The sequence below is a fragment of the Sphingomonas sp. ASY06-1R genome, from assembly GCF_052180265.1.
Classification (GTDB): Bacteria; Pseudomonadota; Alphaproteobacteria; order Sphingomonadales; family Sphingomonadaceae; genus Sphingomonas_I.
This window is the reverse complement of record NZ_CP197464.1, coordinates 3978165-4000532: the sequence shown is the minus strand read 5'-3', so window position 1 is coordinate 4000532 and position 22368 is coordinate 3978165. Positions and strand designations below refer to the sequence as shown.

The 22368-nt window shown below is 65.6% G+C and carries 21 protein-coding genes and 1 pseudogene; 15 read left to right on the top strand and 7 right to left on the bottom strand.

Annotated elements, in window-relative coordinates; all coding sequences use genetic code 11:
• Positions 1-2 precede the first annotated feature (2 nt).
• From ACSBM8_RS18925 to gyrB, 5 genes are all read left to right on the top strand, one after another.
• Positions 3-1340, top strand: coding sequence for an ABC1 kinase family protein (locus tag ACSBM8_RS18925; RefSeq protein WP_442679535.1), 1338 nt, complete (start codon positions 3-5; stop codon positions 1338-1340).
• A gap of 113 nt (positions 1341-1453) precedes the next feature.
• The gene (locus tag ACSBM8_RS18920; RefSeq protein ID WP_442681645.1) at positions 1454-2284 is read left to right on the top strand and encodes an aldo/keto reductase; all 831 of its coding nucleotides are present in this window, start codon (positions 1454-1456) and stop codon (positions 2282-2284) included.
• Between the two features lie 73 nt (positions 2285-2357).
• Positions 2358-2645, top strand: a complete 288-nt coding sequence (locus ACSBM8_RS18915) for a hypothetical protein (protein WP_442679534.1) — start codon at positions 2358-2360, stop codon at positions 2643-2645.
• Positions 2642-3364, top strand: coding sequence for a dienelactone hydrolase family protein (locus tag ACSBM8_RS18910; RefSeq protein ID WP_442679533.1), 723 nt, complete (start codon positions 2642-2644; stop codon positions 3362-3364). The genes ACSBM8_RS18915 and ACSBM8_RS18910 overlap by 4 nt, the downstream gene beginning before the upstream one ends.
• 80 nt (positions 3365-3444) lie before the next feature.
• The gene (gene gyrB / locus ACSBM8_RS18905) at positions 3445-5919 is read left to right on the top strand and encodes a DNA topoisomerase (ATP-hydrolyzing) subunit B (protein WP_442679532.1); all 2475 of its coding nucleotides are present in this window, start codon (positions 3445-3447) and stop codon (positions 5917-5919) included.
• A 439-nt stretch (positions 5920-6358) separates the two neighbouring features.
• Here gyrB and ACSBM8_RS18900 read toward each other — a convergent pair whose 3' ends face one another.
• From ACSBM8_RS18900 to ACSBM8_RS18890, 3 genes and pseudogenes are all read right to left on the bottom strand, one after another.
• Positions 6359-7624, bottom strand: a complete 1266-nt coding sequence (locus tag ACSBM8_RS18900) for a hypothetical protein (protein WP_442679531.1) — start codon at positions 7622-7624, stop codon at positions 6359-6361.
• 375 nt (positions 7625-7999) lie between these two features.
• A pseudogene (locus ACSBM8_RS18895) lies at positions 8000-8173 on the bottom strand (oxidoreductase); the annotation flags it as partial.
• A 64-nt stretch (positions 8174-8237) separates the two neighbouring features.
• On the bottom strand, positions 8238-9119 hold the full coding sequence (locus tag ACSBM8_RS18890; RefSeq protein ID WP_442679530.1) for a hypothetical protein: 882 nt from the start codon (positions 9117-9119) through the stop codon (positions 8238-8240).
• A gap of 252 nt (positions 9120-9371) precedes the next feature.
• Here ACSBM8_RS18890 and ACSBM8_RS18885 point away from each other — a divergent pair, with 252 nt between their 5' ends.
• Together ACSBM8_RS18885 and ACSBM8_RS18880 are read left to right on the top strand one after the other, a co-directional pair.
• Positions 9372-9866, top strand: coding sequence for a hypothetical protein (locus ACSBM8_RS18885; RefSeq protein WP_442679529.1), 495 nt, complete (start codon positions 9372-9374; stop codon positions 9864-9866).
• 151 nt (positions 9867-10017) lie between these two features.
• Positions 10018-10491: a hypothetical protein gene (locus tag ACSBM8_RS18880; protein WP_442679528.1), complete on the top strand. Its 474-nt coding sequence runs from the start codon at positions 10018-10020 to the stop codon at positions 10489-10491.
• A gap of 112 nt (positions 10492-10603) precedes the next feature.
• Here ACSBM8_RS18880 and ACSBM8_RS18875 read toward each other — a convergent pair whose 3' ends face one another.
• Positions 10604-11080 (bottom strand): hypothetical protein, encoded by a 477-nt coding sequence (locus ACSBM8_RS18875; RefSeq protein ID WP_442679527.1) that lies wholly within the window; start codon positions 11078-11080, stop codon positions 10604-10606.
• Positions 11081-11334: 254 nt separating this feature from the next.
• On the opposite strand from ACSBM8_RS18875, the gene ACSBM8_RS18870 reads away from it, so the two are divergent.
• Positions 11335-12204: a hypothetical protein gene (locus ACSBM8_RS18870; RefSeq protein WP_442679526.1), complete on the top strand. Its 870-nt coding sequence runs from the start codon at positions 11335-11337 to the stop codon at positions 12202-12204.
• 224 nt (positions 12205-12428) lie between these two features.
• The gene (locus tag ACSBM8_RS18865) at positions 12429-12902 is read left to right on the top strand and encodes a hypothetical protein (protein WP_442679525.1); all 474 of its coding nucleotides are present in this window, start codon (positions 12429-12431) and stop codon (positions 12900-12902) included.
• 162 nt (positions 12903-13064) lie between these two features.
• Here ACSBM8_RS18865 and ACSBM8_RS18860 read toward each other — a convergent pair whose 3' ends face one another.
• Together ACSBM8_RS18860 and ACSBM8_RS18855 are read right to left on the bottom strand one after the other, a co-directional pair.
• Positions 13065-13859: an SDR family NAD(P)-dependent oxidoreductase gene (locus ACSBM8_RS18860; RefSeq protein WP_442679524.1), complete on the bottom strand. Its 795-nt coding sequence runs from the start codon at positions 13857-13859 to the stop codon at positions 13065-13067.
• A 197-nt stretch (positions 13860-14056) separates the two neighbouring features.
• On the bottom strand, positions 14057-15055 hold the full coding sequence (locus ACSBM8_RS18855; RefSeq protein WP_442679523.1) for an NAD-dependent epimerase/dehydratase family protein: 999 nt from the start codon (positions 15053-15055) through the stop codon (positions 14057-14059).
• 138 nt (positions 15056-15193) lie between these two features.
• Here ACSBM8_RS18855 and ACSBM8_RS18850 point away from each other — a divergent pair, with 138 nt between their 5' ends.
• The 6 genes from ACSBM8_RS18850 to ACSBM8_RS18825 all read left to right on the top strand — a co-directional run bounded on the left by ACSBM8_RS18850 (position 15194) and on the right by ACSBM8_RS18825 (position 21599).
• Entirely contained in the window at positions 15194-15661 is a 468-nt protein-coding gene (locus ACSBM8_RS18850) for an OsmC family protein (protein ID WP_442679522.1), read from the top strand.
• A 21-nt stretch (positions 15662-15682) separates the two neighbouring features.
• The gene (locus ACSBM8_RS18845; protein ID WP_442679521.1) at positions 15683-16561 is read left to right on the top strand and encodes an aldose 1-epimerase family protein; all 879 of its coding nucleotides are present in this window, start codon (positions 15683-15685) and stop codon (positions 16559-16561) included.
• A gap of 66 nt (positions 16562-16627) precedes the next feature.
• The gene (locus tag ACSBM8_RS18840; protein ID WP_442679520.1) at positions 16628-17677 is read left to right on the top strand and encodes a type III polyketide synthase; all 1050 of its coding nucleotides are present in this window, start codon (positions 16628-16630) and stop codon (positions 17675-17677) included.
• Positions 17674-18369: a methyltransferase domain-containing protein gene (locus tag ACSBM8_RS18835; protein ID WP_442679519.1), complete on the top strand. Its 696-nt coding sequence runs from the start codon at positions 17674-17676 to the stop codon at positions 18367-18369. The genes ACSBM8_RS18840 and ACSBM8_RS18835 overlap by 4 nt, the downstream gene beginning before the upstream one ends.
• A complete protein-coding gene (locus ACSBM8_RS18830; protein ID WP_442679518.1) occupies positions 18348-19418 on the top strand; it encodes an NAD(P)/FAD-dependent oxidoreductase in 1071 nt (356 codons plus the stop codon). The genes ACSBM8_RS18835 and ACSBM8_RS18830 overlap by 22 nt, the downstream gene beginning before the upstream one ends.
• A 138-nt stretch (positions 19419-19556) precedes the next feature.
• A complete protein-coding gene (locus ACSBM8_RS18825) occupies positions 19557-21599 on the top strand; it encodes a transglycosylase domain-containing protein (RefSeq protein ID WP_442679517.1) in 2043 nt (680 codons plus the stop codon).
• 32 nt (positions 21600-21631) lie between these two features.
• Here ACSBM8_RS18825 and ACSBM8_RS18820 read toward each other — a convergent pair whose 3' ends face one another.
• Positions 21632-22363, bottom strand: a complete 732-nt coding sequence (locus ACSBM8_RS18820; RefSeq protein ID WP_442679516.1) for a M48 family metallopeptidase — start codon at positions 22361-22363, stop codon at positions 21632-21634.
• Positions 22364-22368: the final 5 nt, after the last annotated feature.

The following is a 22368-nucleotide window of genomic DNA, read 5'->3' as shown; positions in this document are numbered from 1 at the left end:
CCATGGCCGACGATCCGATCGCGCCCCGCGCGCGCCAGGTGCCGCGCGGGCGGATCTCGCGCCTGAGCCAGTTCGGGCGATTGGCGGGCGGTGTCGCCGGCGGCATGCTGGCAGAAGGCGCGCGCCGCCTGGCGGACGGCGAGCGGCCGCGGCTGCGCGACATGATGCTGACGCCCGGCAATGTCGGCCGGGTCGCGGACCGCCTGTCCCACCTGCGTGGCGCCGCGATGAAACTGGGCCAGATGATCTCGATGGACGCGGGCGACATGCTGCCGGCCGAGCTGTCGACGATCATGGCGCGGCTGCGCGACAATGCCCACCATATGCCGCCCGCTCAATTGCAGCAGGTGCTTGCGGCGCAATGGGGCAAGGATTGGCGGACCCGGTTCCAGCGCTTCGATCCCAGCCCGATCGCGGCCGCATCGATCGGCCAGGTCCACCGTGCGGTCACGCGGGACGGACGCGAGCTGGCGATCAAAGTGCAATATCCCGGCGTGCGCGAAAGCATCGACGCGGACGTCGACAATGTCGCGACCTTGCTGAAAATGTCCGGCCTGCTGCCGCGCGAGCTCGACATTGCGCCGCTGCTGGCGGAGGCGAAACGCCAGCTTGCCGAAGAAGCCGATTATACGCGTGAAGGCGAACAGATGATGCGGTTCAACGCCTTGTTGGCCGACACGCCGGACATCATCGTGCCCACGCTCGACCAGGAATTCACGACCGACCGCGTCCTGGCCATGACCTTCCTGGCGGGCCGGCCGATCGAGACGCTGGAGGCGGAATCGCAGCCGGTGCGCGATGCGGCGATGGGCCGGCTGATCACGCTGGTGCTGCGCGAATTGTTCGAATTCGGGATCATGCAGACCGATCCGAACTTCGCCAATTACCGGTTCCAGCCGGACAGCGGGCGGTTGATCCTGCTCGATTTCGGCGCCGTCCGCCCGGTCGCGACGGCGACGGCGGAAGGATATCGCAGCCTTTTGCAGGCGGGCCTGTCCGGCGATGTGGCAGCAATGCGCGACGCTGCGGTCGCGACCGGCTTTCTGGGCGCGGGGGCGGTGACGCGGCACGGATCCCGCATCGATCGGATGATCGAGGTCATCGTCAGCGAACTCAACCGTCCCGGCCCGTTCGATTTTGGCGACCGGCGCTTCGTCGGGGCCTTGCGCGACCAGGGAATGGAGATCGCCGCGGACAAGGCGAGCTGGCATATCCCACCCGCCGACATCCTGTTCGCGCAGCGCAAGATCAGCGGCACCGCCCTGCTTGCGGCACGGCTGAAGGCGCGGGTCGATGTGCGCGGGATGCTCACGCACTGGCTGCAAGACCGCGCTATCTGACGCGGGGACGGAGCGGTCGGGGCGGGGGCGCGTTCTACCCGCATCCGATCGGAGACAATCATGCCCGTCCTCAGCACTCCACACCCTACCCTGCCGTCGGCGGCGGGCCGATGATGAAGCGGGTGACGCTGCCCGGCGGTGAGACTGTGACCGCGCTGGGGCAGGGGACGTGGATGATGGGCGAACAGCCCGCCCACCGCGCCGACGAGATTGCCGCGCTGCGGGCCGGGGTCGAGGCGGGCATGACGCTGATCGACACGGCGGAAATGTATGGCGAGGGCGCCGCCGAACGCCTGATCGGCGAAGCACTGGGCGATCGGCGCGAGGCGCTGTTCCTGGTCAGCAAGGCCTATCCGCACAATGCCGACCGCGACCGTTTGCCCAAAGCGTGCGAGGCGAGCCTGCGCCGGCTGGGGACCGATCGCATCGACCTGTATCTGCTCCATTGGCGGGGCGGCGTCCCGCTGGCCGAGACGGTGGACGCGATGGAACAGCTGCGCGAGGCCGGCAAGATCCGGCACTGGGGCGTCAGCAATCTCGATACCGAGGATATGGAAGAGTTGGTCGCGGCGGGCGGCAGCGGCTGTGCCACCGATCAGATCCTCTACAATCTCAGCCGGCGCGGGCCGGAGCTCGATCTGCTGCCGTGGCTGGGCGCGCAGGGCATTACTGCGATGGCCTATAGCCCGGTCGAGCAGGGCCGCCTGATCGGCAACCCCACGCTGGCCAGGATTGCGGAGTCGCTGTCCGCCACGCCGGCGCAGGTGGCGCTAGCCTGGCTGTTGCGGCGCGACGGGATGATCGTGATCCCCAAAGCCGGGAGCGAAGCACATGCGCGCGAGAATGCGGCGGCGGCCGATCTGGTGCTCGACGACACCGCGCTGCAGGAGCTCGAGGCGGCGTTCCCGGCGCCGCGATCCGCGCGTCCGCTCGAGATGCTATAGTCGGCGCAACCGCGGGAACGTTGTCGACCGGCGAGACGTAGAGTCCCGGACGAACTGCATAACGGGAATGATCATGAGCGAAGCGCAATGGGGTGACCGATCCAAATCGCCGGCGATCGAGTGGCATATGAGCGCCGCGCTGGAGAATGTGCCGCGCGGCGACGGCGATCTGGCCGAGGTGACGAGCCTGGAGCGGGCTGTGGCCGCATGGCAGGAGCTGGATCCGGAGCATCGCGCCGCCGCGACCCTCACGCCGGAGCGTGCGGTGATGATCGATGGCGTGTCGCATACCCATTTCCAGGGCGAAGGGATCGCCGTGCTGGTGGAGCAGCTGCCCGCCAACGCCAATTCCGCTACATGACGACGCCGCAGCCGATCGACTATCGCGACGGCGAGGTTGCGCTGGTCGGCGAATTATATCGGCCGGCCAAGCCCAATGGGGCCGCGATGCTGGTCGTGCACGAAGCCGACGGCATTGGCGGCAATGTGCGGCGGCGCTGCGCGATGCTCGCGGAGCTGGGCTATGTCGCGTTCGCCGCCGACCTGCATGGCGCGGGCGGTCCGCTGGAAGGCGATGCGATGGCGCAGGCGGTGCAGGCCTTCCTGGCCGAACCGGAGCGACTGCGCCGCCGCACCGCCGCCGCGCTGGATACGCTGATGGCGCATGCCGGCACCGAGGCGGACCGGACGGCTGCGATCGGCTATTGCTTCGGCGGTACGGCGGTGTTGGAACTGGCACGCAGCGGCCGCGAGATAGCGGCAGTGGGCAGCTTCCACGGCCTGCTTACCACGCGCCAGCCCGCCGCCCCGGGATCGATCCGCGCGAAGATCGCGGCCTTCACGGGCGGCAAGGACCCGCTCGTTCCCCCCGAGGATGTCGCCGCCTTCCAGGCGGAGATGGCGGCGGCCGAGGCCGATTGGCAGCTGAGCGTCTATGGCCAGGCCTGGCATAGTTTCACCAATATCGGCGTGCAGGATTCGCCCGATCCGCGCATGCGCTATGATCCGGTTGCGGATCGACTGTCGTGGAAGGCGGCACTTCTCTTTCTGCAACAGGCGCTTGGGGACGCCGCCGGCTGACCGATCGGGCCCGCTGCTGACGCCGCGGCGGTCCGTCCATTTTGCTTGGGTTCTGGCGCCTGAATCCCTATATCCTCGCTATGGCAATATCCCAAGAATCCGAAGATTATGGCGCCTCCTCGATCAAGGTGCTGAAGGGCCTCGACGCCGTGCGCAAGCGGCCGGGCATGTATATCGGCGATACCGACGACGGCTCCGGCCTCCACCATATGGTGTTCGAGGTGTCCGACAATGCGATCGACGAAGCGCTCGCCGGTCATTGCGACAAGATCGTCATCACGCTGAACCCGGACGGATCGGTCTCGGTCGAGGATAATGGGCGCGGCATCCCGACCGGCATCCATGCCGAGGAAGGCGTGTCGGCGGCCGAGGTCATCATGACCCAGCTGCATGCTGGCGGTAAGTTCGAGAATACGTCCGAAGACAATGCCTACAAGGTGTCGGGCGGTCTGCACGGCGTGGGCGTCTCGGTCGTCAACGCGCTCAGCGAATTCCTGGATCTGACGATCTGGCGGGACGGGGAGGAGCATTATATGCGCTTCACCCATGGCGATGCGGTCGCGCCGCTGAAGGTCGTCGGCCCGGCGCCGGAAGGCAAGAAGGGCACGCGCGTCACCTTCCTGCCGAGCCCGACCACGTTCAAGATCCTGGAATTCGATTTCGAGAAGCTGGAGCATCGCTATCGCGAGCTCGCTTTCCTCAACTCGGGCGTGCGCATCTTCCTGGTCGATTCGCGTCATGCCGAGCGGGTCGAGACCGAATTATTCTATGAGGGCGGGATCGCCGCGTTCGTGAAGTATCTCGATCGCACCAAATCGCCGCTCTTCCCGGAGCCTATCTCGGTCAGCGGTCAGCGCGAGGATATCGGGATCGAGGTCGCGCTGGAGTGGAACGACAGCTATTATGAGCAGACGCTCTGCTTCACCAACAACATCCCGCAGCGCGATGGCGGCACGCACCTGGCCGCGTTCCGCGCCGCGCTGACGCGCACGCTCAACAATTATGCCGACAAATCCGGGCTGATGAAGCGCGAGAAGGTGTCGCTGACCGGCGACGATATGCGCGAAGGGCTGACCGCGATCGTATCGGTCAAGCTGCCCGATCCCAAGTTCGGATCGCAGACCAAGGACAAATTGGTCTCGTCCGAAGTACGCCAGCCGCTGGAAAGCCTGATGGCGGACAAGCTGGCCGAATGGCTGGAGGAAAATCCGGCGCATGCGCGATCGATCATCCAGAAGACGATCGACGCCGCCGCCGCGCGCGAGGCCGCCCGCAAGGCGCGCGAGGCCAGCCGCAAGAGCGTGATGGGCATCGCCTCGCTGCCCGGCAAGCTCGCCGACTGCCAGGAGCGCGACCCGGCCAAGTCCGAACTGTTCCTGGTCGAAGGTGACTCGGCCGGCGGCTCCGCCAAGCAGGGCCGCGACCGCAACATCCAGGCGATCCTGCCGCTCAAGGGCAAGATCCTGAACGTAGAGCGCGCGCGGTTCGATCGCATGCTCTCGTCCAAGGAAGTCGGCACGCTGATCCAGGCGATGGGCACGGGCATCGGCCGCGACGATTTCAACATCGACAAGCTGCGCTATCACAAGATCGTGATCATGACGGACGCCGACGTCGACGGCGCGCATATCCGCACGCTGTTGCTGACCTTCTTCTATCGGCACATGCCGGAGATCATCGAGCGCGGGCATTTGTTCATTGCCCAGCCGCCTTTGTTCAAGGTGACCAAGAGCCGGTCCGAAACCTATCTGAAGGATCAGCCGGCGCTGGAAGCCTATCTGCTGGATAATGGCCTGGCGGCGGTGATGCTGGACGGCCCCGGCGGGCAGCGTTCGGGCAACGATTTGCGCACGCTGGTGGAGCATGCCCAGCGCATGGCGCGGCTGATGGCCTATGTGCCGCGGCGTTATGCCGCCGACCTGATCGAGGCGCTGGCGCTGGCGGGTGCGTTCGACCCCGCGCTGGACGATCGCAGCGTGGTGTCGGGCGCGGTGGCCGGCTGGCTGGGCCGCGCCGATCCCGAAGCCAAGTGGGAGGTCGAGCCGACCGACGACGGCGGCTATCATGCCCGCCGCCTGTGGCGCGGCGTGACCGACCACCATGTCGTCGATGCGGCGTTCGTCCAGTCGGCCGAGGCGCGCAAGCTGCATGGCCTGGCGACCGAGCAGGCGGAAAGCTACGTCTCCGTCGCGAAGCTGGTCCCGATCGGTAAGAGCGATGCCGAGGAGCCGGCGGCGGAAGGCGACGACGATGCGCCCGTGGTCGACAGCAAAACGATCAAGCGCATCTCCCGCCCGTCCGAATTGCTGGAGGCGGTGCTGGCCGCCGGCCGCAAGGGCACCGCGATCGCGCGCTACAAGGGCCTGGGCGAGATGAATGCCGAGCAATTGTGGGAAACCACGCTGGACCCAGCGAACCGCGCGATGCTGCGCGTCGAAGTGAGCCAGGCCGACGTCGCCGACGAGATATTCACGCGCCTGATGGGCGACGTGGTCGAGCCGCGGCGGGAGTTCATCCAGGACAATGCGCTGAGCGTGGCGAACCTGGACGTTTGAGGGAGCGGTTCGGCTGGGCGGCGGCATTGTCGTCGCTTGGTCGCCCCGATCACGCGCAGAAGGTCGCGCCTTTCGCGTAAGCCTCAATTCTCTGCTCCCGTGCGCCCGCCAGGCAGGGGCCGGCCAGGAATTTGGGCATTGGCGTCTTTTCGAATCCTCCGGGGGTGGAGGTGACGCGTGCAGGCAGCTCCGTCGAAGGCCAAAAAAACACCAGAAACGAACTTGATGATTTGGGGTATCCGCGATCGTCCGGGGGCAGCGAAGACGCGGCAATCCGGTGAACACGGCGGCGTTGCGCGGCCCAAACCCCGCCCGATCCGGGCCGCCGTCATGCCACAGCCAAATCTGAGAAGGAGCCGAAAAGTGCGCCATCGTTGTACGCCACATGCGTACGTCTGTCAAGTTTGACCGGGCGACTGGGACGCCCGTTCTCCACTCGCTAGTCGGCCTCGCATTGCGTCGGGTCGGGGGGAAACTTAGCGCGATGGCATACGCCAAGATAAGATAGATAGTTTCCGCGAAAGCCGATGGCGGTGAGCAGAAATCGTACTACGAGTTCCCTGGCAACGATCATATGGCCCCACAAATCGGCGTCGGGGCATTCGGGCAGGTACTGGCCGCGATGAACTACGGAATTTCGTGCGTTTATGGCGCCCATCATCTGCGATTCGCTAATGTCGTCGAGCGGCACGCCCCATCTCGCAGCGAGAATGGCGAGTTTTCGCCTGAAGGGTCGGCGGTTCAGATCAATGAACTTGTCCGCAATCTCGTCCGCGACCTGTTCGGCGTCGACAAGGCCGGAGCCCGCCATGTGCTCTTCCACGACCGTCCGCAGTGCGCGTTTCATCTTGTCGAACGCGCTCCGCGGCTGAACCAGCGCCTCGTCCTTCGTAAGGTTGGAGTCGACCAAGTTCTCGAGCGAAGTCATGGCAGCGACGAGCCTGACCTCGTTATAGATGGACGTCATCGCAAACCATTCGATGGCAAATGGGAGCTTCGACGTTAAAATCGGCGTACTTGGCCACGAGCCTAGCGCCGCGTCGAGCAGTGCCTGTTGATCGAGCTTATGAACCACGCGCATCTCGGGCGGATGCTGCCTGGATTGGGAGAGGATCTCGATCTCCAATCTACCGTCGTGGGCAAACATCATGATCGGCGCACGCAGCACCGTCCCCGATCCAAGCGACAGTATCGAGCGGATATGCTCGATCAGCGCCTCGGCGTCCCGTCTCCATCCGGCAACGTCCTCGGGGGCCGCGCCGGCCACGATCCGCACGTATCCAGAAAGCCGGTCATGCTCCTCGAGCTTGCTCGCGCCGGCCACCGTGATGCGTCCGAGGGCGTTCGCCGCTTGGAGCGCTGGCATACATTCGAAGCCTTTGAGATGCAGCTCCAGGAAAGTTCTATTGGCGAATTCGAGATCGTCGCGGAGCAGCACGATCTTACTGCACTCGCCGCGTGGCTTTGAGCGATGCCAGTTCGACCGGCCGCTCCACCTTTCTCCCATGCTGAGGAAGATTAGGCTGTCTGTCTCAAAGCGGAAACCGTCGTCGCTTGTACCAACGAGCCGATATTCGGAGAAGGAAGGTCCTTCGTTCTGCCAGTGTTCCTCGACAAAGCGGGATTTGGTGGTGATGCGAAAGGCATGGAGTTCGAGTTCCGCCTCGCCGTTGTCACCGATTTTTAGCTTAAAACGCACTGGCATTGAGGACTCTCCAGCGGAGAGAGTGCCGCGGAATCGTCGGAGCGTCCTCAGGTCGTCGTCCAATACGTTCGTGCGCGTTCGTGACATCCGCGCAGATTGGACCTCCCAGTGTCCGGCGCAAGAGCACCACGATCGCACACTACAAGAGGATCACTCCCGACCTCCGCGCCTGAACAGGCCGGACCGCGATCGCAAGGGAGATCACGATCCACGCAACAATCGGTAGACGACGCCGAGCGCGGATGCCGTAATGGTGCCGCTTCGACGGCTTCGTCATTTCAGCGCCATAACGCCAATCGAACTCAAGTTCTAACGGTTGGCCCCAAGGCGGTCCCTGATCCGGCAGGTGCTCCAACTCAAATTAGTCCACCAAGGTCAAGCGATCGTCGGCACAATCCCACCCTCCGCCCGGATCGCCGCCCCGTTCGTGACCGCACCGAGCGGGCTGGCGAGGAAGGCCACCATCGCGCCGACCTCGTCCGCTTCGATGAAGCGGCGGATCAGCGAGAGCGGGCGCATCTTTTCGAAGAATAGTTTTTCCGCCTCTTCGTCGCATTGCGCTTCAGGCAGCACGCTCTTCGAGAATGCAGCGGCAGGTCTGCGCCATCGTGGATCACGCCGAGGCTTCTGCGCGGTTCGCCGGGAACAGGGTGTCGAGCGGCGTCATCTCGTCGAGACCGACCGCGTCGGGACGGAGCATGACCGCGCTGTGCGGGGGCAGATACCAGAGCAGCATATTGACCTGCGGCTCCATCACAGCGGGGTCCGGAAAGTCCTCCGGCCGGCGATCGATCATGAGCGATCGCGGCGCCGCGGCGCTGGGATCCACCAGCAGCGCGACGCGCGGATTGGCGATGCCCCACCCGCGGGTGAGATGATGGTAAAGCGCGCGCGCGGTGTACGGCGGCAGCATGGCGGGAGACGGGGTGCCGATCAGGAGCTCATGATCGCGGGTGGCCACCATCTTGCCGGGTTCGGTTTTATCCGGCACGTAAACGGGATCGGGGCTATGCGCCCCGTCCGGTCGGTCGAGCGGATCGCCATCCCAGCCGTCGAAGCGCAGCAGCGAGTCGATGACGCCCATCGGCAGCACATAATCCGGCTCGGTTGCGTCGGGCGAGCTGAAGATCGCCGCGCCGCACCCCCGATCGACCAAAAGCTGGGCCTGGTTGGCAAGCGCGTTGCTGTCGAACGGCGTTGCGGGACGCGGCAGTTGGAAGCGGAAATAGGGGAAGCCGTCGGGTCCCTCGAAGAAGGGTTGGTCCGGGATCTCCAGCGACGCATTCCAGACGGCCGTGAAGAAAGCGGCAGTCCAGGCCGGGTCGCGGCGCTCTCGCGGAACCTCAAATAGATCGTACAGCCGGCCGGTCAGGCCAAGATCGAACATCCTACTGCGATCGATCGCGAACCTGGCGGTCGTATCTTGCGGCGAGGGGGAGGGATCAGGGACAGTTTCCACCGGGCTCTCCATGCCGAACAGCTTGCGCCACCCCAAGATCCGTCTCCCCGCTGGTGCGGCCTATCAATCGCCGGCGGGGGACGCGGTTCCGCCGCGGCCCACATCGCAGGCTCCACGGCCCATCTCGCCGTATGTGCCAATACTTCATCGCATGGGGAGGGCCTACGAAGCGTGGCAGGTGAGGACGCCGTCAGGGATCCGGATGGGCGCCGAGCCCCAATGCGCGTCGATCGCGGCAACGGCGCCTACGCGCCTTGCAGACGCGCCGTCGGGCGATAAGCTGCCCGCATGCGCCGACCATGGAAAGCCGTCCTCGGCCTAGCTCTGCTGATCGTGATGGCGCTCGTGCTCACGCCGCTCGTCGTTCATCACCTGCGTTGGACGCAGTTGATCGAGCGTGAGGCACGGGATCAAGAGGTTACGTATCGATGCGCTCGGCAGACCGGAGCGGCCGATTTCGATCCCCGGCTTGCGGGCCCGACCCTGTTGCGTTTGATCGCGCGGCGTAAGGGAGGCAAGCGCAGCTGGAAGGTCGTCGTCCCAGGATCAGCGCCGGTTTCCGCGACGAGCTTTCCTGCCGGAGATGGAAATATCGGTGGGTCGCACGGCCTCCGCTGGATATCGCCGGACGGCCAGAAGAAGGAGATTCTTCTCTGGTTCAGCGACATCGTCGGCGAATTTGGCCCAGACACGATCTGGGTTGATCATTTGCCCAAACCCGTCCCGGCCCTTGGACAACTGACCTGTGGGCCAGTCAGTCGAACTTTCCTTTCGGTCCTATGACATCGTCCGCTCGCACGGATGCGACCACGGCGCCTGCAGGTTCAGGCCGTGGCGGAGAATCGTTGTTGGCGAACTGCTGCAGAGTGCCTGCGAGCTATGTCCTGATGCAGAACCATACCGGCTGGGACATCAAGACACGAAAAGGGAGCGCATGAGGGCAATTCGACTATGGGCCGCAGCATTTCTGGTGAGCTTTGCGTGTGTGACCGTTGTTGAGCGCATATTTGTACTGCGCTGGTGGCACCCCGCCTGCGCGGCTCCGGACGGTCCGGCCCCCTATACGATCGGGTTTCCACTCCCCTATGTGCAATGGCGTGTGGGATTCAGCGTCGAATATTGGGTATCAGTTCCGGTATTGATCGTTGATATCTGTATTTTGAGCGTTCCGATATTTTTCGTTATCAATCGTTTATTCAGCCGTCGCCTGCGATATAGGGCCTTTCGCAGTGTGGTGGCATTTGCGATTATTGGGCTGTCCGGGGCGGCAGCGCTTTTGGGAATACTCATTCTTCATGAATCATCGTATCCGGCAGTGACGTTGGCGAATAATGAAGAGTCATTTTTCCAATATCGCCCCGTGTTTTTCTATCCGCCGAAGGGCAAAGCCTGCGATATTTACGACTGACCGCCAAAGCGGCCCTCCCCCAGCTGAGAGGCGCACGAACCGGCCGCGATAGCGTTGCGCCTGGACGGCAGCCTAACGCTTCAGGCTGGTGAATGCGGTGCGCATGGGCGGATCAATGCTTCGCGGCATTGCGATCATGCTCGTCGCAGGTAAAGCGCAACCGCCTGCTTGTTTGAGCATCGATGAGCGGGGCCTTGGTCATCACGTACCGCTGCGCTCCTTCACGCAGTTCCATCCCTAGCGAGGCGATGCGGAGCGGGTTGCCCGACATCGTCAACACGCGCTCGTGCATCGCGCCCGCGCCGGGCGGCGCCGCATAACGGTAGCTCTCTTGCAGCCGCGCGTTCATTATCAGCCGGTCGTTCCGGGTCTGCCAGCGGCGGCACGAAAACCAGTATCCCCTCTCGAGATCGAGCCCGCCCGCTCGCCGTTTTCGCGCGACGAGCCCGATGGCACGCCCGCCCTCGTCCAGCAGTAAGACCTCGATGCGGCCATCGGTACGCGTGCCCTGCTGAACATAGCCTGCGGGGGGATGGGTTGCCGGCGCTGTGGCAGCCAGCGCTGCCAAGGCCGCCGCGCGCGGGATCATCCTCGCATGCGCCCGTGGACCGGGCCTACCAGACAGACCGGCCTGCGGGACGCCCGCGGCGGGTGACCCTCGGACGCCTCAGGCGCGGCCTGCCCGCCCTGCGTGTTCAACGTCCGGTCCGCGTCCGTCGCCGGCATTTCGATCTCCTCCATACCGTACAGCTATTCGATAAAACGCATGATCGGCTATTTATAGCCGGGATCTCGCGCGGATGATTTGCAGATCGGCCAAGTAAAGCCCAGGCTTGCCCAATAATGTGCGGATCGGTGAAGGGAGGACATATGCCAGCTCTTTGGTTGCTCGCAGCGGCATGGGCCCTGCGTGCCGACGCGCCCGCCCTTACCCTGCCGCAAGCACGCGCAATGTCTCCTGCGCAATTGGGCGATGCCCTGCTGGCAGAAGGGCATCCCAAGATCATTGGCGCTCAGGTCGGCGTGCAGGGGATGGCGCCCCCGCCCCCACCCAACACGCCGTTTCAATCGCCCATCGCCCTGATTGCCGAAGGGGCCGAAAGCAACGTGCCGGGCTTCTGCGAGAGGACGGTGGCCCATATCCTACTTGCGCCGGTCATCTTCACCGGCACCCAAGCGCCTCCGGCCAGCCCCGTTCACCTGGACACCGAGCCGATGTACCGCTGGCGGACCACGTCCAAGGACGGGTCGTCCTGCGAGGGTGTCGAGACGCATTATTTCCGGGTCGATCCAACCGACAGGCAGCAGGCATTTGCGCTGATCCGAGCTCTTGCCGATCTTCAATCGCGCGTGAAAAAAGGTCGATCGATCAAGACCAATGTGCGCATTGACGATCGTCAAGCGATACAAAACCAGGAATTCGCACGGACCAACACGGATCCGCGGATCCAACCAGGGCCTGCCGAGCTGACCCCCATCGTCGACGGCAAAGTGGCGCTCATGGCGTTGCCACTGGCCGACATAAGCAGCATCACGCTGAACCTCCAAAGCTGGCTCGGGGGCCTGGAAGATAAGGATATTATCGGCGCCGACGGGCAGCGTCGTGCGGTCGCCTCACTCTTCGCTGGTGGCGAATGGTCCGTCGATCTTGTGCTCGATCACGACAATATTGTCTTGGTTCACATCATTCACGAAGTTCCGCCTCCATTCTAGCGTCCACCCGTCCGGGACGCTACGCGTGCTTCAGTTCGACATCTCATGTGATCGGCTCACGCATTTCGGCGTTACCCTGACTGATCCGTCATAGTGGCGGATCGTTGCGCATCCCACGGTGGCAGCAATGGACCTGCAGGTCATATGCAAGTGACGGCGGTGGTGGCCACGCGCGGCTCGCGCTCGCGATGACTGCTGGATCTACGCCCGTGAACAGGCCGCCGTTGAGCATGCCGAAGGCGGCGATCAACGCCTTGCTCTTCCTGTATCTTCTGATTGGGTCAATCCCGGCGATCTTGCTGATGGTTTTGCCGCCGTTGCTGCACTCAAATCGCGACTTCCTGAATGATTATTTCCTGGTCTACCTGCTCATCGTCGGCGGGTGGCTACTTATGCTCCTGTTCGTTGTTCGAAGTGGGCGATTGATTGGCTTGCACCTGTTTCGAAGCACGGCATTTCTGCTGACGGCCATGCTGCTGGTCGAGCTCGCAGCCGCTGCGCTTGTCGCGATCGGAATGGCCGGAGACGGCACCCATGACGCGCGATTGGGGGGGGCAATTCGGCATCGGCGCGTTTCTGATCTGCACGCCGGTGCTGTGGCTGCTGCTTCGTGCCCTGAAGCGTGTGCGTTGGCTCGATCCGACGTCTGCGCCGGAAGAATGGAAACCGCCCGTCAAAAGCAACGAGGTGTTTCTTAAAACGATGACGAGGAAGGATCCCGGGGACTGACCGAATGCGCTCGGGGCGGCATTGTGGGGCTATCTACCTAACTCTCACCAGCTCGAACTGGGGTTTACGGCAACGCGCGCGTAATTTTTGTGCTCCAGCCCGAGCCAAAGGACGGTGCCGCCGACCCAAGCTCACGCAATCGTCGGCACAATCCCGCCCTCCGCCCGAATGGCCGCCCCGTTGGTGGCCGCGGCGAGTGGGCTGGCGAGGAAGGCCACGGTCGCGCCGATCTCGTCCGCTTCGATGAAGCGTCGGATCAGCGAGAGGGGGCGCATTTTCTCGAAGAACAGTTTTTCCGCCTCTTCGTCGGAACGCGCTTCGGGAAGGACGCTCTTCACGAAATCGACGATGCCTTCGGAGCGGGTCGGCCCGGGCATGACCGAATTGACGGTGACGCCGGTGCCCACGGTCTGCACGGCGAGGCCGCGGGCGATGGCGAGCTGGGCGGTCTTGGTGGTGCCATAGTGGATCATCTCTTGCGGGATGACGAGGCTGCTTTCGGAGGCGATGAAGATGATGCGGCCCCAATCCTGGGCGAGCATTTTCGGGAAATAATGGCGGGCGAGGCGCGCGCCGGAGACGACGTTGACCTCGAACAGATGATGCCAGTCGGCATCGCTGATGTCGGTGAACGGCTTGGCTTCGTAGATGCCGAGATTGTTGACGAGGATGTCCGCGTCCGGGACCGCGGCGATCAGCGTTTCGGCGCCCGCGGCGGTGGCGACATCGGCGCGGACGGCGCGCACCTGGCCGGCGCCGTCGGCGAATGCGGAAATCTCCTGTGCGGCGGCGTCGAGTTTGTCCTGGCTGCGGCCGGTGATTGTCACGGCGACGCCCTCTGCCGCGAGCCGCGCGGCGATGGCGAGGCCGATGCCGGCAGTCGATCCGGTGACGATGGCGCTTTTGCCGGCGAGTTTCAGATCCATGGGATGCTCCTGTTCAAGCGCGGAGGATGAGGAGGCTTATCTGGGGACGGCGGGGCGTGAGGCAACTGGGGAAAGGGGCTTATCGAAAGATGTACCAATCCCTCGATACGCGTCCTCGATACGCCCTGCGGGCTACTCGGCCGCTACTCGGGACGAACGGTTCGGGCCGAACGACGTAACCGGGTTGACGCGCGCGATCAGACGCCGTGATAGTCGCGATACCAGCGTACGAAGGCGGGCACGCCCTGGTCGATCGGGGTCGTCGGGGCGTAGCCGAGGTCGGTCTGGATGGCGGAGATGTCGGCAAAGGTTTCGGGCACGTCGCCCGGCTGCATCGGCGCGAGCTCCTTCAGCGCGGGCTTGCCGCACGCTTCCTCGATCAGGTGGACGACGCGGCCGAGCTCTTCCGAGCGGTTATTGCCGATATTGTAGATGCGGTGCGGCGCCACGCTGCCGCCGGCCTTGACCGCATCGTCATCTGGCGGCGGATTGTCGTGCGAGGCGATAATGCCGGCGACGATATCGTCGATATAGGTGAAGTCGCGCCGCATCTGGCCGTTGTTGAACAGGCGGATCGGGCGCCCTTCCAGCACCGCCTTGGTGAAGATCCACATCGCCATGTCGGGCCGGCCCCACGGGCCATAGACGGTGAAGAAACGCAGGCCGGTCTGCGGCAGCCGGAAGAGATGGGCGTAGGTCTCGCTCATCAGTTCGTCCGACTTCTTGGTCGCGGCATAGAGCGACAGCGGGTGATCGACGCGATCGTCGACGGAGAAAGGCAGCTTGCGGTTGCCGCCATAAACAGACGAGGAGGAGGCATAGACGAGGTGCCGGACGCCGCCGTGGCGGGCCAATTCCAGCATATTGGCATGGCCGACGATGTTGGCGCGGATATAGGCGGCGGGGTTTTCGATACTGTAGCGCACACCGGCCTGCGCGCCGAGATGGATGATCGAACCCAGCGTGTCGGCGGCGACTTCGCGGCGGAGTGCTTCATCGTCGGCGAAGTCGCATTGGGCGAAGCGAAAGGCGGCGCCATGATCGCGCTGGAGCGTGGCGATCCGGTCCCGCTTCAGATCGACGGCATAATAATCGTTGAGATTGTCGATACCGATCACCGCCTCGCCGCGGGCGAGCAGGCGGGCGGCGACATGGAAGCCGATGAAGCCGGCAACGCCGGTGACGAGAATGGCCATGGTGGCTCCCCTTGCAGCGCTGCGTCCCTAGTCGCCCTGCCCCCGGCCAGCAACCGCGCCACCGCAACGGCATTGGCTTCCCCCCGAGGATCTCGCAGTCCATGGCAGACGCCTGTCCCGTTTCGCGAAAGGGGGAGAATGACCGAGCATAGCTATAGCAGCCGCATCGCCTGGACCGGCAATCGCGGTGACGGCACCCGGAGCTATCGCGGCTATGACCGGACGTGGGACATCATCACGCCGGGCAAGCCGATCATTTCCTGCTCGAACGATCCGCTGCTGGGCGGCGATCCGACGCTGCCCAATCCCGAGGATCTGCTGCTATCCGCGCTCGCGGCGTGCCACATGCTCTGGTATCTGCATTATGCGAGCAGCGACGGCCTCGTCGTCACCGCCTATCAGGACAGCCCGATCGGCATCGGGGAGACCGCGCCCAGCGGGGCGGGGCGCTTCCTGAAGGCGATCCTGAAGCCGCATATCGTGGTCGCCGTGGGCAGCGATCTGGCCGCGGCCGACGCGATTCACGGCCGGATCCACGCAGTCTGCTTTCTCGCGCGATCGGTCAATTTCCCGATCTCGTGCGAAGCAACCTATGCGACGGCGTGACGCAGGCGGTAAGGAGGCCGCATGACCGACACGATCCGCATCGCCACCGACGCGCTCAGCGCAGAGTTCAGCCTGCTTGGCGCGGAGATGCGCGCGCTGCGCGACGAGGCGGGGCGCGATCTGCTGTCCGACGGGCCGCCCGAATATTGGACCGGGCGCGCGCCGTTCCTGTTTCCGATCGTCGGCGCGGTGAACCAGGATCTGATCCATCTGGACGGCCGGGCTTACCCGATGGCGAAGCACGGCTTTGCGCGCAAAAGCCTGTTCGCGCTGATCGATCAGCAGGCGGAGGAAGCGACCTTCCGGCTTGCGGCGAGCGGGGCGACCCGTGCCATCTATCCGTTCGAGTTCCAGCTCGACATCCGCTTCCGGATCGAGGGCGACGCGCTGCTGACCCAGGTGGAGATCGCCAATCTGGGGGACGTGCCGCTGCCCGCGAGCTTCGGCTTCCATCCCGCCTTTCGCTGGCCGCTGCCGTGGGGCGGCGACCGCGCCGACCATCGCCTGCTGTTCGACCAGCCCGAACCGGCGCCGATCCGCCGGATCGATCCCGCCAGCGGGCTGCTGCTGCCAGAGGCCAGGCCGACGCCGGTCGAGGGCGACCGGCTGGTGGTGCGGGACGATCTGTTCGTCGACGATGCAGTGATCTTCGATCAGCTCCAGTCGCGGCAGGTGCGCTTCGGCGTGCCCGGCAACCGCATGCTCCAGGTCGAGTTTCCGGCGCTGCCGCTGCTGGGCGTGTGGACCAAGCCGGGGGCGCCCTTCCTGTGCATCGAACCCTGGCAGGGGCTGGCCGATCCGATCGGTTTCACCGGCGATTTCCACGCCAAACCCTATGTCCTGACCATTCCAGCCGGCGCCCGGCACCATTTGGCGATGACGATCCAGCTGATCCACTAATCTGTCATTCACATCGCGGGGCGCAGCGACGGATCGCTAATCGTTGGCGACCGTTCTAGGCCCGGGATGCTCCCTATCATTGCCCATATCAATCGGATCGGCACAGCAGTGCCGGCGCATGACATTCACGGCCTGTTTGTCGAATGGGCAGAGTCGCGCATTGCGGACCCGCGTGCGGGGCGGCTGTTCCGGCGCATGGCGGACCGGGCCGGCATCACGCGGCGCTGGTCGGTGCTGGCGCCGCCGCCCGGCGGAACGCAGATCGACGGTGGTTTCTACGATGGGGCGATGCCGCCAACATCGGCGCGCATGACGATCTATGCGGAGGAAGCGCCGCGGCTGGCGCTGGCGGCGATCGCCGAACTGGGGCCGCTGGGCGAGATCAGCCACATCGTGGTCGCCAGCTGCACCGGCTTCGTCGCGCCGGGCATCGACCAGATCATCGCCCGCACGCTGGGCCTGGCGCCGACGGTGGAGCGGACCCTGGTCGGCTTCATGGGCTGTTATGCGGCGATCGCGGCCCTGCGGGTGGCCCACCATATCGTGCGCTCGACGCCCGAAGCGCGGGTGCTGGTGGTGATGGTGGAGCTCAGCACGCTGCATCTGCAGGGCACGACCGAGCTGGAGCCGCTGCTGGCGATGCTGCAATTCGGCGACGGCTCCGGTGCGGCGATCGTGAGTGCGGAGCCGACCGGCTTCGCGATCGACCGTTTCTTTGCCCATACGCTGCCGGACAGCGACGGCCTGATCGGCTGGAAGATCGGCGATGAGGGGTTCATCATGCACCTGGCCGGCGCGGTGCCCAACCGGATCAGCGAAGCGCTGCAGGACGATGCGACGCGCAGCGCGCTGATCGGCGATGAACCGGTCGATGCGTGGGCGGTCCATGCCGGCGGGCGTTCGGTGCTGGATGCGGTCGAGCGGTCGCTGGAGCTGACGCCCGCCGCGTTGATCGACTCGCGCACGATCCTGGCCGAGAAGGGCAATATGTCGTCAGCGACGATCATGTTCGTGCTCGCGCGGATGCTGGAACGCGGTGGCGTGGCGAACGGCCTGTCGATCGCGTTCGGCCCCGGCCTGGCCGCCGAAGGCTTCCACTTCCGGAGCGTTGCATGAGCCTGGCCGTCCGCTCAAGCGAGCCGGAGCAGATGGATGCCGACGATCTGCCGCCGGATGTGCTGGCGCAGGTGCTGGCAGATCTAGGGCAGGTCAATACGCTGACGATGGCGCGCCGCCCGACGATCGGGTTCATCAAGCGGGCGCTGCGCGGCAAACGCAGCTTCCGCCTGCTCGATGTGGGGTTCGGGGAAGGCGACATGCTGCGCGCGATCGCACGCTGGGCCGACCGCCATGATATCGATGCCGATCTGGTGGGGATCGATCTCAACCCCAATTCCGCGCCGGCTGCGGCGGCGGCGACCGCGCCCGATCTGCCGATTACCTACCGGACCGGCGATTATGCCGATCTGACCGGCCGCCGCTTCGACCTGATCGTATCCAGCCTGGTCGCGCATCACATGACCGATCCGCAGCTGATCGCCTTCCTGCGCTTCATGGAAGCCGAGGCGCGCGTGGGCTGGATGGTGAACGACGTCCATCGCCATCGCCTGGCCCATCTGGGCTATCCGCTGCTCGCGCGCCTGATGCGCTGGCACCGGATCGTGCGGGAGGACGGCACCCTGTCGATCGCGCGCGGGCTGCGACCGGGCGAATGGCCCCCGCTGCTGGCGCAGGCGGATATTCCAGCCGGCGCCGCGCATATCGTCCGCCGTTTTCCGTTCCGGTTATGCGTCGAACGCCTCCGCTGATCGTCGGCGGGGGACCCGCCGGCACCGCCGCCGCGATCACGCTGGCCCGCGCCGGCGTGGCCGCGACCGTGCTGGAGCGGACCACCCAGGCCCACGATCCCGTCTGCGGCGGCTTCATGGGCTGGGATGCGATCGGGGCGCTTCGGAGCATCGGCGTGGATCCGCTCCGCTTGGGCGCGCGGCCGATCACGCATGTGCGGGTGGTGGCGGGCAAGCGCCAGGTAGAGGCGCCGCTGCCGCATCCGGCCGCCGGTCTGTCGCGTCGCACGCTGGACGTCGCCCTGCTCGCCGAGGCGGACCGGCTGGGCGTCGACGTGCGCCGCGGCGTGAATGTCCGCCGCGCCGAAGCCGGGGAGGTTCACCTGGCCGACGGGACGGTGCTGACCCCGGAAAGCCTGTTCCTGGCGACGGGAAAGCATGAATTGCGTGGCGTCGCGCGCGGATCGGGCAAGCGGGCGCGGGTAGGGCTGCGCGCGGCGATTCCGGCCCAGCCCGATCTGGCCGGCTGGATCGAGCTGCATCTGCTCGACGGCGGCTATGCCGGATTGCTGGTCCAGGATGACGGACAGGCCAATCTGTGCCTGTCCATTTCGAGCGCCCGGCTGGCCGCGGCCGACGGATCGCCGGATCGGCTGATCGAGATGCTGGGGGAGGAGGCGCCCCTGCTGGCCGCGCGGATGTCGACGACGGCCACCAGCTGGTCCGCCATTGCCGCGGTCCCCTATGGCTGGCGCACGCGCGAAGCCGTGCCCGGCCGGTTTCGGATCGGCGATCAGGCGGCGGTGATCGCCTCGCTCGCAGGCGACGGCATCGCGATCGCGCTCACGAGCGGAATCGCGGCCGCCAGCGCCTGGATCGAAGGCGGCCCGGACGCGGCGCCTGCCTTCCAGCGCCGGTTCGCACGGCGTTCGGCATGGCCGATCGGCGCGGCCGAAACGCTGCGCCACGCTTCCGAACGGCCCGCTTTGGCGGGTCCGCTGCTCTCGCTGGTCGGCACGATGCCGGGCAGCCTTGGCGTGGCGGCACGCCTCACCCGCATTGGCGTTTGACCGTTGCGCGCGCCAAAGCGAATGATGGCGCGGTGTAGTGGGCTTGTAGGACAGCATGATAGGCTTTAATCCGGCATTGCCTCCATGCCCGCCCCCAACAATAATTCCGCGCCTCCACGCGCTCGCCGGACCGGCCGGATGATTCTTCGCGTCATCCTGTTCGGCTTCCTTGCCGCGCTTGCCGCCTTGATCATCGCGGTGCTGGTGACGATGGCGTCGCTGCCCTCTTTCAGCGATCTCACCCAGAAGCCCAATGGCCAGACGGTGCGGGTGCATGCCGCCGACGGCAGCCTGCTCGTGTCGCTTGGCCCGAGCTATGGCGACTGGCTGACCTATGACCGGATCCCGCCGGTGATGCGCGATGCGATCGTCGCGGTGGAGGATCGCCGTTTCTACAGCCATCCCGGCGTCGATCCGATCGGCGTCGCGCGCATGGTGTGGGTCGCCAAGCGGCTGCACGACAATGGCCGCCGCCTGCAGGGCGCATCGACCATCACGCAGCAGCTGGCGCGCAACATCTTCCTGACCAACGCCTATAATGCCGGGCGGAAGGTGCGCGAGGCGATCCTGGCGCTGGCGATGGAACGCAAGTTCACCAAGCAGCAGATCCTGGAACTGTATCTCAACCGCGTCTATTTCGGTGGCGGTGCCTATGGCGTGGACGCGGCCAGCCGCAAATTCTTCGGCCACCCCGGCGACCATATGACGCTGGAAGAGGCCGCGGTGATCGCCGGGCTGGTGAAGGCGCCATCCCATTATTCGCCATCGGCCGATGCCCAGGCGGCGCGCGACCGCGCCAAGGTTGTGCTGGACGTGATGGTGGACGCCGGCGCGATCAGCCCGGCAAAGGCGGAAAGCGCCCATCTGGAGCGCGTCGTATTCGCGCCCGAACCCAAGCAGAATAGCGTCCGTTATTTCACCGATTGGGCGCTCGCCCAGCTGGATACGCTGGTCGACGAGCAGAATGTGCCGCTCGACATATGGACGACGCTGGACCTGCGCATGCAGCGCGCGGCCGATGCCGCGATCCGGCAGAATACGCCGGCCGGGCTGCAGGGCGCGCTGGTGTCGATGGAGAATGACGGCGCGGTGCGCGCGATGGTGGGCGGCACCGATTATGTGTCGTCCATCTATAATCGCGCGACCCAGGCGCAGCGGCAGCCGGGTTCGGCGTTCAAATTGTTCGTCTATCTCGCGGCGCTCGAATCCGGCGTGAAACCCGGCGATCCGGTCGTCGATCAGCCGATCAATATCGATGGCTGGAGCCCGCGCAACAGTTCGCGCCGCTTTCTGGGCCAGATCGACGTCCGCAACGCCTTCGCCTTGTCGATCAACACCGTCGCGGCGCAGCTTGGCCAGAAGGTCGGTTTCGACACGGTCGCCGATATGGCGCATCGCTTCGGGATCAGCAGCAAGATCAATACCCACCCGTCGATGGTGCTGGGCACATCGGACGTCCGGCTGATCGACATGACCCGGGCCTTCGCCGCGGTTTCGGCCAATGGCGTCGCGGTGACGCCCTATGGCATCACCAAGGTCAGCACGAGCGACGGCAACGTCCTGTACCAGCATAATGCGGAGCAGCCGCGCGTCCTGGTCGCGCCGTTTGTTGCGGCCGAGATGACCGATCTGCTGCAGACCGCCGTCAATACCGGCACCGCGCGCGCGGCCCAGATCGGGCGGCCGGTGGCTGGCAAGACCGGCACGACATCGTCGAACAAGGATGGCTGGTTCCTCGGCTTCTCGTCCGGCCTCACCACCGGCGTGTGGATGGGCCGCGATGACGCCAAACCGATCCCGGGGCTGCAGGGCGGCCGCAATCCGGCGCAGGCTTTCTCCGCGTATATGAAGGAAGCGCTACAGACGCGTCCGCCGCAGGAATTCCAGACCGAGGTCACCTTGCCGGAATGGCAGCTGGAGCCGGACGAGGAAGCCTATTTCGGCGATCCCGATCAGCCGGTGGGCGGCGACCCATCGCTCACGCCCGACGACGGCCAGGGTCAGCCGGCGACGCCGAGCGACGGAGGGGTACCGGATCAGGACCCCGCGCCCGAACCGGCCGCGCCGCCGCGCCGCCCGACCACGGCGGACCGGCCACCGGCCAGCGCGCCCAAGTCACCCCAGATCGACCAGCGTTGGCTGGATAACGTCCTGAAGGATCAGCCGCGCCAGCCTAAGTGAAGCGCGGTGGTGCGGGCTCCGCTCCGTCGGCGTCAGCCGAAGCGGTGCATCTCCGCGCCGTGCGCTTTCAGCCAGGCGCTTTCCGGCTTGGGATCGTGGCCCAGCAGCCGCGCCACTTCGGCGTGAAAGGCCGGGCCGTGATGCATGTGCAGACGATGCGCGACCTCGTGCGCGACGATCGCATGGCGGACCGCGACCGGCATCAGGATCAGCCGCCAGCTATAGGCGATATCGCCGCTGGAGGAGCAACTGCCCCAGCGGGTCTGCGCATCGCCGACCCGCACGCGGCCGATCGTCACCCCGGCGCGCACGGCAATGGCGCGGGTCTCGCCGTCCAGCCGCTGCAGTGCCTGCGCCCGCAACCAGCGCAGGACGCGGCTGGCGACCATCTCTTCCGGACCGCCGACGATCAGCCGGTCTCCCTCGTGTCGCAAGGTCCGCGATCGGCCCGCTTGCCAATCGACCGTCAGGCGCGCGCCCTCAAACGGAATCTGGCTGCCCGGCCCGAGCGGCGTCACCGTCGGCAGTTTCGCGAGCGCCTGTTCAACCCAGGCACGCTGGCTTTCCGCCCAGACAAGCGCCGGCTTGAGCGCGGCGCGTTGCGGCAATGTCAGGCGCACCGCGCCGTCGCGCGGATCGACCGCCAGCCGCATCCGTTTGGCCTGCGCCGAACGCCGGATGGTCAGCGAACGGCTATGACCGCCGCCAGAAAAGCGCAGGTCTGTTTCGATCTTGGGTTCACGCGACGGCCGCAGCCGAAACATCGCCG